Source organism: Methylobacterium sp. Ger2507, assembly GCF_055231875.1.
Window position 1 is genome coordinate 4,799,412 of record NZ_JBUYVC010000001.1, and the last position, 13,454, is coordinate 4,812,865.

The following is a 13,454-nucleotide window of genomic DNA, read 5'->3' on the forward strand; positions in this document are numbered from 1 at the left end:
CCTAACGGCGCCTCTTGTCGGCTCGCTCAGCCGCTTCCATGATGAAGGCAGCAGTTCGCGAAATCGCGCCCGGTCGTGCAAGTCCACCAATCACGGCTGGATTCAGGTCGAGGCCAGCCCTGACGAGTTCCTGCCATGCTTCGGGGCTGGGCCAAATCGGACAATGGATGGCTGCCCCCATGTCTGACAGCGCGAGAGACTTCTCAAATTGCTCGTCAAAAGGTCGGGGTTCGGGAAGGCAGATGAAACGCTTGGCCGCTGCAGCGACGGCGGAGACCACGCCATCGCCACCACCGCCGATGACCAGAGTGGCCCGCTCTATGAATGGAGTCGGGTCGGCAACCCATCCGTGATGGTGGAGATTCGGTGGCAAATCCGATGCGCTTCCACTTGTCGGCCCAAGCACATGCCATGGACGATCGGGTACCGCTCGAGCTGCGGCCGCCAGATCTCTCAGGCTACCGCCAGCGCCACCGCGCCCATAGATGACCAAGATCGAACCATCTTCGTCTGCAGCTGGCGTTGTGGGCCTCTCCGATGTGAGCAGGCCGGCGTAAAATGTTTTCGCACGAACCCAGTCAGGTGCTGTAGGCGAGTCGAGTTCCACCGGAAAAAACGCCAGCAATCGATCGGCAGCGCGAAAAGCCTCCAGATGGGGCATATCGCTGCGCGTTCCGGCTAGGCGAACCGCCAATGTCGGGACAGACATCAGGCGGGCGAAAAGGGTGATTTCAACTGAGACGTCAATGACGATTAGAGCTGGATTGGCCTCAGCAACCCACGAAGCGAACTGACCCATTCGCGTCCGGACATTGTCAGCACAGACAGGTGCATAGTGCAGACCTAGGGGACGGGTATCTGCTCCGTCTTGCCCGTCAAAGGACACGCCAACGCGATCGTCCGGCAAATCGAGGACGGGAACAGGCGCGGCCTCTGTGTCATTCGTGGCAAACGTTCCGATCAATGTCACAGGACGGTCAAGCGCGCTCGCGATCAGACATGCACGCTGCCAATGGCCAGCGCCCTGATGATGAACATAATAGCCGATTGGTCTCCTACTCATGACATTCGCGGGTCGGACAATGATCGAAGTTCGGCCAGCATCTTCTCTAGGTTTGCGAGCGCTATTTCCAGAGGCACTGGAACCGCTGGGGGAATTCCCTCCCCAATCGCGGCTTCGACCCGTTCCACAAGCGCAATCGCGTTGGGACATTCTACGAGATCGAGAGATGCGACATCGTCCTGAGAGAGCCCGAACGCTTTCAAGGCTGGGACCATGCGGACAGGATCATCGAAGCATTGAGCTAACTTCTGGCGTCTCTGAATCAAGGTTCGCCAATGGTTTGCATCCGGCAGAAGATAGGCTTCACGGCCGTCGGCAACACGCGAGCGGCGTATCATCTCTGTGGCCATTCCACCGATCACACGCCCAACGCCGCGATCGGAGACCGAAATCCAGACGTCTGGGCAATGCCGAACCCGGCCGCCAAACCAGCGCACCCGCGAGACCAAAGCGTTGTCCTCGCCGTAGGGAAGCGTCGGCAAGCCTCCAACCCGACGATATAAATCCGCACCTAAGCTCAGGCTCGCAGCGACATGATCACCGTGCCGGGGTGCTGGATCGTGAAACGGTGGATCAAGGACCTCTTCGAGTTGGCGAACAGCATACCAATATCGCTCAATCTCCGCATGGATTTGATTCAGACGCGGGTCTTCGGTTGCTAAGTCGCTGTTAATGACGAGACGGCCGCCCACGAGTTCCGCTGTCTGCAGCGCTCGCATGTTGGAAATCACCCAGTTTTCCGGCGCGATCGCGTCAGCATCGGTACTTAGAAGAACACCGTTCTTGACACCGTCCCGGTCCAACCAGTCCATACCAGCATCGAGAGCTCGACGACGCGCAGTGCCTACGTGTGCTTGTTCCGATGGGATGGTAACCTCAAGAACCCGCAACTCGATATGAACCAGCTCAGAGCGCGCTGACAGAGCCTTTAAGGTCTCGACGGTGGAGTCTGTACAGTTATTGGCCACGACGATGACACGCAGGCGTGCGCCATCACGGACACCCTTCTGTCGATCAAGGGATCGCAAAAGGCGGGGCAACGTATCGGCCTCGTTGCGAGCGGGCACGCACACCACAGCTCGCGCCAAAGAGCTTTCAAGCTCAGCCATTGCTGACACGGGCAGCGATCGTGGCCTTCGGAATCCGTTCAAGCTCGCTTCTATAAAGGCCCTCGTAGCGATCGGTCATCGTCTCTGCATTGAACAGTTGCTCCGCTCGGTGGCGGCAATCGGTCCGCGAAAGCTGTATCGCTCGCGTCACGGCAAGGCCGAGATCTGCAACGTCATCCGCAGCGGCCAGCACCCCACACGAGGAATCCAGGATGTCTGGAATTGCACCACGACGGAACGCTGCAACCGGCGTTCCGCACGCGAGAAATTCAGCTAGCACGAGCCCGAAAGGCTCTTCCCAACGAGGCGTACACAAAGCGACGTGGGCCTCTCCTCCGCAACGTGCGAGATCACCGTGTCCGAGGTGACCGAGATAAGTGACGTCGTCTCCGAGCCGGGGGGCAATTTCCGCATCCCAATAGGCCGGATTCGAGCGTGGACCAGCAAATTTCAGCGGCAGCTCTGCAGCTCGAGCAGCGTCGATCGCGAGGTGCGTTCCTTTCTCGGGAACGAGCCTCCCCATCCAGATCGCGTGTGGCTCGCCCGAAGGGCGCGCGGAGTAGGCGAAGGCGCTGAGATCAATACCATTTCCGATGACATGCGGCTCACCGATGATATCGTACCACTCCCGCGCGAGCGAGGGCGAAACCGCAGCAAACGCCATGTCTCGCGCCCGCGCCCGTACACCCCGAACAAATGGTTCGAACGGAGGGGTATGGAGGGCTGTCACCATGGGGCACGGGAGTTCGCCAGCTCGCAGAAGCGGTAAGAAGTGCAGGCTGTTATTATGCACGAGGTCGAAGCCCTCTGCGGCGACCGCATCCATGATCCGGACGTAAGCTGCGTGCTCTGTCGCATCGATGCGAGCCTCCGAGACATCGTCGAACGCGCAACCCGTCGGCGCACATACCGGAACAAGGGCGAAGCTACCGACGGACCCCTCCGATGCGTACAACGTGACCGCATGTCCTCGGGCTTGAAGCGCAGATGCGAGTAGATGTGTGTGCATTTCCAGCCCTCCCGAAAATGGTTGGGCGATCGGAAACTTGAGATGCGCAATGATGGCGATCTTCACAGGATGCGGACGCGATGTTCGAGGAATTGACGTGTGAGAATGAAACTTCACCCGCACCATGGTTTTTGCGCATCACTTGGATGTCGGCGAGGCGTACTAGGCCATGCCGAACCACAACGTAACGTGAACAAAAAGCAACATCGGTATGTGGTGGCCCACCGCTGAAATTTCGTGGGCAGCGTATGTCGCCGGCGAAGACGTGACCACAATATAAATGGTTTTACCTACTATTAATCGATGTATTTTCAATGTTGCTACTGCGTTATTTAATAATGAAGGGACTTTACTGCGGGTATAACTTGGTGGTCATTATATTACGAATCATATAACCGGTATAAGTAACACAAATCAATCATAAAACATTATAAACCTAATTTGCATAGATATAAAATATTTAATTTTGTAGATAAAATATCTATATTACATTGAATTAATATGTTTTTATATTTATTGATCACCAATTTTTATTGGCACATTCCAGGTTGCCAGATTGAATGGAATATCATTTTTTGTGTCGGCGCATGCAAAACGATTCACACTCTGAAAACGACTCTTGTATATTTACTGGATACGATCACAGACGGAGACCCCTACCATACTTTATGAATCAAATTTTACCGATATAAATATACTCGCTCCATCATAATTTAGCGGACCCATTTTCTATTGTTTATGTTTGGGGTTAGCTAATTTGATAAGATTTTTTACCAGTTCGTCTCAAATCGATGAGCAATTCAGAAATTGAAAATTGAGCTGGGAAATTAGGACGCCATGGTGGATGGTGCCATCTATCTACTTACCGACCGGCCAGACCGTAGCGTTGCTTTAGAAACACTGATCAAAACGATTGGGCGCTGCGAAGTCTTGAGCAGTGGTCAGGAGCAGCCTTTAGACGTGGCGCCCCGCGCCATTGTCTCGGACATGACACTGAGTCGACGCGAGGCGGCAAATCGACTCCGGGCCGTCCTACGCCGGAAGGGTGATAGCGCGATACCGGTTGTTTGTTTGTTGCGGTCGACAACAGATCAAGATCTCCGTCAAGCACGGGACCTCGGCGCTACTATTTGCTTCCCTGCTTACACCGCTCCGCATATTGTCGTTCAAGCTCTTCTCGCGGAAATCACAGAGAGGGAGAATGACGTCCCCGCTCACCCCATCATCCAAAATGTATCGCGCGCACGGGAAGTTTTAACCGACCTTTTCGAAGGGGTCCGGACCGGCGGACCAATCTCGCTCGTCAAAGTCGATGCAGGCCTTGATCCAATTCTTGCGGCCGTGAAAAAAAACGGGTTGACCCGGTGGTTAGAGACTGTGTGGACGCACGACGACGCGACCTATCAACATTGCCTCCTCGTCGCCGGCGTGGCTGCACAATTCGTCTTGCATCTCGGTTTTGGAGCCAAAGATCGCGAACACTTTATCCGAGCGGCACTTTTGCACGATGTCGGGAAGGCACAAATCCCTCTCGAAATCCTCAACAAGCCCGGCCGTCTCGACGCTGACGAAGTAGCAATCATGCGTCTTCATCCAGTGATCGGCTATGATATCCTCTGTAAGAGCGGATGTGACGCCATGACCCTAGGTGCGGTGCGCCACCATCATGAAATGCTCGATGGCTCCGGCTATCCAGATGGTCTGATCGGCAACGAGATCAGCGATACAGTCAGATTATTGACGATCTGCGACATCTACTCGGCATTGACCGAGCGAAGGTCCTACAAGGAGCCGATGCCAGCGCGCGAAGCGATTTCCATCCTAACCAGCATGACAGGAAAGCTGGAGGCAAGCCTTGTGCATCATTTCGCCGATGCAATGCTTCGAGATTCCAAGTGATTCAAAAAAGGATCGACTAGACCGAATAGGACTGATCGATCCTGTTCTACCACAATTACTATTCAGCAGCATCAAGGCGCGGACGTTCAATCATCGTGCGTTCGCGCTTTACGAGTTCCGCCGTAAGGAACGCGACTTCCAACGCCTGTTCGGCATTCAACCGCGGATCACAATAGGTATGATACCGATCACGTAGGTCTTCCGCCGTCAAAGCCCGGGCGCCACCGGTGCATTCAGTCACATCCTTCCCGGTCATCTCCAGGTGGATGCCACCAGCGACTGTACCTTCGGCACGATGGACGCCGAAGAAACTCTCGATCTCCTGCATCACACGTTCGAAGGGACGAGTCTTGTAGCCTCCGGCGGAGATCGTGTTGCCATGCATCGGATCGCAAACCCAGACTACGCTGCGCCCCTCGCGCTCAACTGCTCGGATCAAACCCGGTAAATGCTCACCAACCTTCTCGGCCCCGAAACGGCAAATGAGTGTAAGACGTCCCGCCTCGTTCGACGGATTGAGCTTGTCAATCAGCGTTATCAGACCTTCTGCGGTCATTGAAGGCCCGCATTTCAAGCCGATCGGATTTCTGACGCCGCGAGCGTACTCGACATGGGCGTGATCGGGCTGGCGCGTGCGATCGCCGATCCACAACATGTGACCAGAGGTGGCATACCAGTCCCCGCTGGTAGAATCGACCCGTGTCAAAGCCTCTTCATAACCCAACAGGAGGGCCTCGTGGCTTGTATAGAAGTCCGTGGTGCGAACTTCCTGATGTGTTTCCGGGTTGATGCCGATCGCTCGCATGAAGTCTAGAGTTTCAGTCATCCGCTCTGCACAATCAGCATATCGTGACGATTGCGGCGAATCTTTCACAAACCCGAGCATCCAACGATGCGAGTTCTCCAGGTTTGCATAACCGCCGGTCGCAAACGCCCGAAGAAGATTGAGGGTCGCTGCAGATTGCCGGTACGCCTCAAGCTGTCGGCGCGGCTCGGGAACGCGTGCCTCTTCCGTGAATGTCAGTCCATTGACGATGTCACCTCGGTAGCTCGGCAGTGTCACGCCATCCATCGTCTCGGTAGGCGAAGAGCGAGGCTTTGCGAACTGACCAGCGATACGACCGACCTTCACCACGGGAGAGCCGCCTGCGAAGGTAAGCACCAGAGCCATCTGAAGGAATACGCGAAAGAAATCGCGAATGTTGTCGGCGGAGTGCTCGTCGAAGCTTTCTGCACAGTCGCCGCCCTGAAGAAGGAACGCCTCGCCTGACGAGACTCGCGCCAGGGCGGCTTTCAGCTTCCGAGCTTCCCCTGCAAAAACGAGCGGAGGAAAACTTGCGAGCTGCGATTCGACCAAGTGCAAGGCAGCGGCGTCCGGATAAGCGGGAACCTGCTGGATCGGCAGATTTCGCCAGGTCTTCGGTGTCCAACGCTCAGCCATGGTCGTTCTCCGTTCCGCCTTTCGGTCGGCTCCGCGTGGCAACAAACCCCACGTAAAGCGCGGCTTATAGAGCGGTTCTTCCATGGTGGCGAGAGACGGATGAGACGCAGCAGACATTCGAGCTACGCGTACCGGCTCCATAGCGCAGGCCCAAATCACCGTCCACTTTAGATGCTTTTTTGATTACGCGACGGACGACCGTCTTCGATAGAAATTCCATGCTCGGACAAAATCCAGAAGACATTCTCAAGACCATCTATCGCGATGTTCCAACGTGGTAGCGACCTCTCAAGCTCTTCGCATGTCAAACTGCGGTTATACCCGGCCCCGCTGAGCAGGACTCACGCGGGGTAGCATCGACATCCGGCTGGCGATTCTGTCCTTAGGTTTGGAGCCTGAGGAGGATGCGATGGCTGCTCCGGTGCCGCTGCGATCGGCTTTTGATGCCGAGGCCCTGCGCGGTCTGGCCAAGGGGTCACGTGATCCGGCCCAGACCCGCCGCCTGTTGGCGATGTCTGTAATTGCCGCGGGTGGCTCGCGTTCGGAGGCGGCCGCGATCGGCGGGATCGGGCTGCAGACGGTGCGTGATTGGGTGGTGGCCTTCAACGCCGATGGCCCGGACGGGCTGATCGACGGCAAGCCCCCGGGTGCCCGTCCGCGCCTGAATGCCGACCAGCGCGAGGTTCTCAGGGCCCTGATCGAACAGGGGCCGCCGCCCGCCGCTCACGGTGTGGTCCGCTGGCGCTTGTGCGATCTGGCCCGGATCTTATGCGAGGATCACGGCGTGTCGGCCTCCGATCAGACGCTGAGCCGCGTCTTGCGGGCGATGGGCTACCGCACGCTCTCAGCCCGCCCGCGCCATCACGCCCAGGACCCGGACGCCGCGGCTGTTTTTAAAAAAGCTTCCCCGACCGTTTGGCGCAGATCGCGCAGGCTGTCGGGGCCAAGCCCGTAGAGATCTGGTTCTGCGACGAGGCGCGGGTCGGGCAAAAAAATACCCTGCCCCGGCGTTGGGCGGCAAGCGGAACGCGACCCTCGGCCCCCAAGGATCAACGTACGCAGTCAGCCTACATCTTCGGGGCGATCTGCCCGGCCCGAGGCGTAGGAGCCGGCCTGGTTATGCCCCGTTGCACCACGGCAGCCGTGACCCACCACCTCGAAGGGATCGCAGCGACCGTCACTCCGGGTGCCCACGCCGTGCTCCTGCTCGATCAGGCCGGCTGGCACACCACGAAGAAGCTGCGCATTCCGGGCAACATCACCCTGCTGCCTCTTCCAGCTCGCTCACCCGAACTCAACCCAGTCGAAAACCTCTGGCAGTTCATGCGCGACAACTGGCTCGGCAACCGGATCTTCCAATCCTATGCCGACATCCTCGACCAGTGTTGCGACGCTTGGAACAAGCTTATCGCCCAGCCCTGGCGCATCATGTCCATCGGACTGCGCCAATGGGCACATGAGTGCTGATAAATTAAAGTTGGTATGAGTTTTCACAAAGGTTCTATGTGACGTTCCGCTGCTTCGTATGGGATCTCGCGGAAGTCGAAGCCTGACTGGCGATGCGCCGTCGGGCTTCAAATGCGAAAGCCGTTAAACGTGCACCGTCTCTCGACGTCCATCTGAGGGAAACCCGGCCGGTTACACGGTAGGTTCCGGCACCAGCAGGTCCATCGACGGCGGATAAAGCGCCGTGGCATACTTCTGACCGACCACCCAGGCATCGACGAGGTTGGCCCATTCCTGCATCAGGTGACGACACTGATGCTTATACTCGGCTTTGTTGTAGATACCGCGCGACGAACGACCGTCCTCATGGGCCAGGCACTTCTCGATCCAATCGCTTTTGAAGCCCAGCTCATTGAGAAGCGTCGAGCCGGTTCGCCGAAGATCGTGAACCTTGAACGGCTCCAGCGGCAATCCCTCCTTTTTTGCGCCCACCACGACAGCGGTCGTGATCCGGTTGAACGTGGCCCGCGACATCGGGGCATCGGCGTCATAGCGCAAGGGACCAGATATTTCGAGTTACTCGCGCAGGTCTTCAGGGCGATGAGCATGTCGATCGCCTCCTGGGGCAGATAGACGTTGTGCGCTTTGAAGCGCTTCATCCGGTCCTTGGTGATTGACCAGACGGCGTTCTCGAAATCCATCTCGTCCCATGTCGCATCCTGGAGTTCGCTCTCGCGGACCATCGTGAGCAGTGTCGGCACATGTTCCAATTGCCCCAGTATCACCCGAATTTCCGCAGGTTAAAGAGAGCAATCCTTGCGGACGAAGGTTGCGATTGAGTCCGGCCCAACCTCGTCGGCCGGATTGGTGACCTTCTCGCTGTGCATGATCGCAAACGCATAGATCAGCTTGATGATGTCACGGACATGAACCGCGGTAGCCGGCGCCCCGCGCCCTTTGACCTTCGCGCACATCGCCCGCAGATCGTTCGGATCGATCTCCGTCAGCCGGCGGTTCCGGAACGTCGGGAGGATGTCACGCTCGAGGATCGCGCGCCGCATGGCTCTGGTGCTGTAGGCCATTTTTCGCCTCCTACATCCAACGCTCGCCAAACTCGCCGAAGCTCTTGGCTTCCTCCAGGCGACGCTTCTCGCGCTGCTTCTCATGGGCCGGAGAACGCCCCTCGCGGATCGCTCGCTTTGCATCGATCAGCTTCTCGCGCGCCCGCGCCGGAGAAAGGTCAGTTGGGCCGTATCGTCCGAGCGTGACGGTCTCACGCCGACCGTTCAAGCGATAGTTGTAGTGCAACACGATTTTGCCTGATGGCTGCACAAGTGCGTACATAACGTCACGGTCGGCAATCTTGACCAATTTGTCTTTCTGTTTCAAATTTTCAAGAGCAGCATCCATCAGCATAACGCCCTGAAAATGGGCTATTCCTCAGTAATAGGCTAGGACTATACAGTCACACCAAAATTATCCTCTCTGAAGATGAATTATCATTTTAATCTCAACACAGTATGGCCGGACGATATACCGTCAAGGCTCTTGTGTACCTGACGGTATAACGGTTTTAGCGGTCGATCAAGATTCGGCCATACCGTCATCCGTCCGGTCATTCCATCCGCTTGCTCCGTGATAGATACCGATAGGACACCTCGAAATACCCCCTTCCGTACGGGGCGGTGGCGTGATTCCCTGATGCTGTCGGCGTTGGGGAGGCTCGGATGGGTCAGCCAAGGTTCTTCGATCTGGATGAGCGCTATCAGCGTCTGTCGGAGAACGGCGACCCGCTGGTGAAGCTCGCGGCCCTGATCGACTTCGAGGCTTTCCGCCCGAAGTTGGCCACCGCACTGAAGCGGTCCGATGGGTCGAAGGGGGGCCGCCCGCCCTACAATCCGGTCCTGATGTTCAAGATCCTGGTCCTTCAGACACTCTACACGCTGTCGGACGACGCCACCGAGTTCCAGATCCGGGATCGGCTCTCGTTCATGCGCTTCCTCGATCTCGGCTTCGAGGATGGCGTGCCCGACGCCAAGACGGTGTGGCTGTTCCGGGAGCACCTGACCCGGGCCGGCGCGATCGAGGAGCTGTTTGCCGCCTTCGACGCCTGGTTGAAGGGTAAGGGTTGCCTCGCGATGTCGGGGCAGATCATCGATGCCTCGATCATCGCGGCTCCGCTTCAGCGCAACACCGATGCGGAGAAGGCGGCTCTCAGGGAGGGCAAGATCCCTGACGCGTGGGCGGCCAAACCAAAAAAGCTCGCGCGAGATGAGACCGCGATGCCCGCTGGACCCTAAAGCGGGCCAAGGCGCGGCCCGCAAAGGCGGACGGCACCAGGGCCAAGGTTGAGATCGCCGTTCCGATGTTCGGCTACAAGACCCACGTCTCGATCGACCGCAAGCACGGGTTCGTCCGCCGCTTCACCGTGACCAGCGCGGCCGCCCACGACGGGGCACAACTGGCCAACGTCCTCGACGCGACCAACACGGCGAGCGACGTCTGGGCCGACACCGCCTACCGCTCGAAGACCAACGAAGCGCATCTTGCCAAGAATGGCCGGCGCTCGAAGGTCCACTTTCGGCGGCAGCCCGGCCTCGATCTGACGCCGGCGCAGCGCAAGGCCAACCGCGCCCGCTCCAAGGTCCGCTCGGCCATCGAGACGGTCTTCGCCGGGCAGAAGCGCCGCTTCGGCCTGTTCGTGCGCACGATCGGTTTGGCCCGAGCCCGGACCAAGATCGGGCTCGCCAACCTCGCCTACAACCTCAAGCGCTTCCTTTGGATCGAAACCCGGCCGGTGGCGGCCTGAGGGACGCTCGGGATAGCCCCCTGAGCCCGTTCACGGCCACCGCCAGATTACCAGAACGCCAGTCCAATCACGCCAAAGCTGCGAGTGGCGTCAAATCGACGGCCAAACCCCGCAATTACGGGGTTCTGCGAGGTGTCCGAGCGATGCGGCAGGGCTGCGGTTGAAGGAGCGATGGGAGAAGGTCGCCGGCAGCCTGGAACGGGTGCGCTCCAAAGGGGGGCCTAGCGACCGCTTGCGCGGCTCGCGCTCCTGATCGTGCAGGCGCTCGCCGGTACCGCCGCGCTCTGGCCGGCCGTCAGCCAAGGCTTCGTCTTCGTGCATGCCGCCCGTCTGCTGGCCAATCCCGCCGCGGAGACAGGTGCCAAGGTCCGCCGGCGCTTCGACGGCCTGCTCGCCGCAATGCAGCACCACCGTCGACGCGTCGTCGATCTCGGCGTGGCCCTCGACCCCTTCCGCAAGGTCGCGCAGCGTTATCGGCCCGGGCTGTTCCATGCCGCAGACGTCCCCGGTCTGCCCCGCACCACCAATGCCTTGGAGCAACTGTTCGGCTCGCAGCGCTATCACGCGCGCCGAGCCACCGGACGCAAGACGGCCTTGACCGGAGCGGTGCTGCGCGGGTCCGTCCGACGCGTGGCCAGCATCGGCACCCGGGCGCACGTCCTGTCCGGACCCGATCTCGGCCGGTTCGTTCGGACGCGCTGGCTCGACCTGCGCAGATCCCGCGACGCCAAGCGTCAAGCCCGCGTCGCACGAACCCGCTTCCGACGCGATCCCGACGCTGCTCTCACCGCCCTCGAACGCCTCGCCCTACAGCTAGATTTGCCGCCCAAGTTTTCTTCATCAGCAGTGCTGCCCTCAAGATGGAAATCCTTCGGGAGTCGGATTCAGTCAAAGATCTAGCCGACTTCAGCCTCCTCCCAGACCATCATAACGTTTGATCTTCGGCTCCGTCATCGGCTTTGTAATGCGCAGGTCCAACCTTGATCTTTTTCAAGAGGTAATGACAAGATTATCAAAGATGTTTCAGACTGCGTCGGCAGAGCCGTCATTGTCTGAAACACCATCATTGGTACAGCGAGGCTCTTCTATGTCAACGCGGCAGGATGCTTCCGCCCATCAGCGCCTCGTCAATCGAACGGGCAGCCTGCCTGCCTTCGCGGATCGCCCACACCACGAGAGACTGGCCACGGCGCATATCACCAGCCGCATAGATCTTCTCGTTTGAAGTCCGATAATCCAGTTCGTTGGCAGTGACGTTGCCACGCCTGTCCATGGCAACGCCAGAGTCTTCCAACAACCCCTGGCGGATCGAGCCGGCGAAGCCGATCGCTAAGAAGACGAGATCTGCAGGCAAGATAAATTCCCCTCCCGGGATTGGCTGACGGTTTTCATCGACGCGGGTACAGACCACGCCGGTCAGCTTGCCTTTCTTCCCCTCAAGGCGAAGCGTCGCAGCCTGGAACTCGCGCTCCGCACCCTCTGCTTGACTCGATGAGGTTCTCATCTTGGTAGGCCAATAGGGCCAAACGGAAAGCTTATCCTCGCGCTCTGGCGGACGCGGACGAATGTCAAGTTGGGTAACCGAGAGGGCGCCCTGCCGGAACGAGGTTCCGACGCAATCCGAGGCTGTGTCGCCGCCGCCGATCACGACTACATTCTTTGCTGTAGCAAGGATTGGTGGTTCGCCATTCCCCGGCATTGGCTCAGCACCAACACGGCGGTTCGATTGTACGAGGAACGGCATGGCGTAATGCACGCCCTGAAGGTCTTGACCAGGCAATTGCGGATTGCGCGGATCCTCAGCTCCGCCAGCGAACAGCACAGCGTCGAACTCGGAGGAGAGTTCGTGGAGCGGCTTGTTTACTCCAACATTCACTCCGTAGTGGAATTGAACGCCCTCTCCTTCCATCTGCTTCACACGCCGGTCAATGTGGCGCTTCTCCATCTTGAAGTCGGGGATGCCGTAGCGAAGCAGACCACCAGCCTTCGGCTCTCGCTCGAAGACGTGAACCTCGTGTCCGACGCGGGCAAGTTGCTGCGCAGCTGCCATGCCCGCGGGACCGGACCCAATGACCGCGATCTTCTTGCCGGTCTTGTGCTCCGCTGGCTCGGGCTTCACCCAGCCATTGTTCCAAGCACGATCGGCAATCGCCTGCTCGATGGTCTTGATCGCCACCGGCTGGTTCTCAAGATTCAGGGTGCACGCTTCCTCGCACGGCGCCGGACAGATGCGGCCAGTGAATTCAGGGAAGTTGTTGGTGGAGTGGAGGTTGCGCGCCGCCTCCTCCCAATCCGACTGGTAAACGAGTTCGTTCCAGTCCGGGATCTGATTGTGAACCGGGCAACCGGTTGGGCCATGACAAAACGGAATGCCACAATCCATGCAACGAGCCGCCTGCTTCTTCAGATCATGTTCGTCGAGCGGCAGCGTGAACTCGCGAAAGTGCCGCACGCGATCGGCGGCGAGCTGATACTTCTGCTCTTGCCGGTCAAATTCGAGAAAACCCGTGACCTTGCCCATCGTCTGACTGTCTTTCGCGAGTCTGTCTGATCCGTCGCGCGGAAGGCAGCCGGATCGGCCTATTCCGCTATTGAACAGGATTGATCGGCCGTATCGTCCGATCCACCCTCTAGTTACCCGTGCGAGACTGCGTCTTAGTGCCGACCGCCAGCCTGGA

Annotated in this window: 8 protein-coding genes and 2 pseudogenes; 4 read left to right on the top strand and 6 right to left on the bottom strand. The window is 58.6% G+C overall.

Annotated features, from left to right (window positions below; all coding sequences use genetic code 11):
• Position 1 precedes the first annotated feature (1 nt).
• From ACV7NL_RS22285 to ACV7NL_RS22295, 3 genes are read right to left on the bottom strand one after another with little or no spacing between them, the layout of a single operon-like run.
• On the bottom strand, positions 2-1,063 hold the full coding sequence (locus ACV7NL_RS22285) for a glycosyltransferase (protein WP_463356910.1): 1,062 nt from the start codon (positions 1,061-1,063) through the stop codon (positions 2-4).
• Positions 1,060-2,172, bottom strand: coding sequence for a glycosyltransferase family 2 protein (locus ACV7NL_RS22290; protein ID WP_463356911.1), 1,113 nt, complete (start codon positions 2,170-2,172; stop codon positions 1,060-1,062). The genes ACV7NL_RS22285 and ACV7NL_RS22290 overlap by 4 nt, the downstream gene beginning before the upstream one ends.
• Positions 2,165-3,247, bottom strand: a complete 1,083-nt coding sequence (locus ACV7NL_RS22295) for a glycosyltransferase family 4 protein (protein WP_463357197.1) — start codon at positions 3,245-3,247, stop codon at positions 2,165-2,167. The genes ACV7NL_RS22290 and ACV7NL_RS22295 overlap by 8 nt, the downstream gene beginning before the upstream one ends.
• A 771-nt stretch (positions 3,248-4,018) precedes the next feature.
• Between ACV7NL_RS22295 and ACV7NL_RS22300 the strand changes: the two genes are divergently transcribed.
• Positions 4,019-5,080 carry an HD-GYP domain-containing protein gene (locus tag ACV7NL_RS22300; protein WP_463356912.1) on the top strand — a complete coding sequence of 354 codons (1,062 nt, stop codon included), beginning with the start codon at positions 4,019-4,021 and terminating at the stop codon, positions 5,078-5,080.
• A 58-nt stretch (positions 5,081-5,138) separates the two neighbouring features.
• On the opposite strand, the gene ACV7NL_RS22305 is transcribed toward ACV7NL_RS22300, so the two are convergent.
• A complete protein-coding gene (locus ACV7NL_RS22305) occupies positions 5,139-6,521 on the bottom strand; it encodes a class II 3-deoxy-7-phosphoheptulonate synthase (RefSeq protein ID WP_463356913.1) in 1,383 nt (460 codons plus the stop codon).
• A gap of 409 nt (positions 6,522-6,930) precedes the next feature.
• Here ACV7NL_RS22305 and ACV7NL_RS22310 point away from each other — a divergent pair.
• Positions 6,931-7,988 (top strand): IS630 family transposase gene (locus ACV7NL_RS22310; protein WP_463356914.1). Its coding sequence is split into 2 segments (ribosomal slippage): positions 6,931-7,423 and positions 7,423-7,988, totalling 1,059 coding nucleotides; the frame shifts between segments, so codons are not numbered across the junction.
• 171 nt (positions 7,989-8,159) lie between these two features.
• On the opposite strand, the pseudogene ACV7NL_RS22315 reads toward ACV7NL_RS22310, so the two are convergent.
• A pseudogene (locus ACV7NL_RS22315) lies at positions 8,160-9,383 on the bottom strand (tyrosine-type recombinase/integrase).
• 311 nt (positions 9,384-9,694) lie between these two features.
• On the opposite strand from ACV7NL_RS22315, the pseudogene ACV7NL_RS22320 reads away from it, so the two are divergent.
• Together ACV7NL_RS22320 and ACV7NL_RS22325 are read left to right on the top strand one after the other, a co-directional pair.
• Positions 9,695-10,776, top strand: a pseudogene (locus ACV7NL_RS22320) (IS5 family transposase).
• Between the two features lie 255 nt (positions 10,777-11,031).
• Positions 11,032-11,676, top strand: coding sequence for a hypothetical protein (locus ACV7NL_RS22325; RefSeq protein ID WP_463356915.1), 645 nt, complete (start codon positions 11,032-11,034; stop codon positions 11,674-11,676).
• A gap of 190 nt (positions 11,677-11,866) precedes the next feature.
• On the opposite strand, the gene ACV7NL_RS22330 is transcribed toward ACV7NL_RS22325, so the two are convergent.
• Entirely contained in the window at positions 11,867-13,297 is a 1,431-nt protein-coding gene (locus ACV7NL_RS22330; RefSeq protein ID WP_463356916.1) for a glutamate synthase subunit beta, read from the bottom strand.
• Between the last annotated feature and the right edge of the window lie 157 nt (positions 13,298-13,454).

Excerpts from the sequence above, each read along its gene's own strand:
- ACV7NL_RS22285 (WP_463356910.1), bottom strand. The coding sequence starts at position 1,063 with ATGAGTAGGAGACCAATCGGCTATTATGTTCATCATCAGGGCGCTGGC.
- ACV7NL_RS22290 (WP_463356911.1), bottom strand. The coding sequence starts at position 2,172 with ATGGCTGAGCTTGAAAGCTCTTTGGCGCGAGCTGTGGTGTGCGTGCCC.
- ACV7NL_RS22300 (WP_463356912.1), top strand. The coding sequence starts at position 4,019 with ATGGTGGATGGTGCCATCTATCTACTTACCGACCGGCCAGACCGTAGC.
- ACV7NL_RS22305 (WP_463356913.1), bottom strand. The coding sequence starts at position 6,521 with ATGGCTGAGCGTTGGACACCGAAGACCTGGCGAAATCTGCCGATCCAG.
- ACV7NL_RS22330 (WP_463356916.1), bottom strand. The coding sequence starts at position 13,297 with ATGGGCAAGGTCACGGGTTTTCTCGAATTTGACCGGCAAGAGCAGAAG.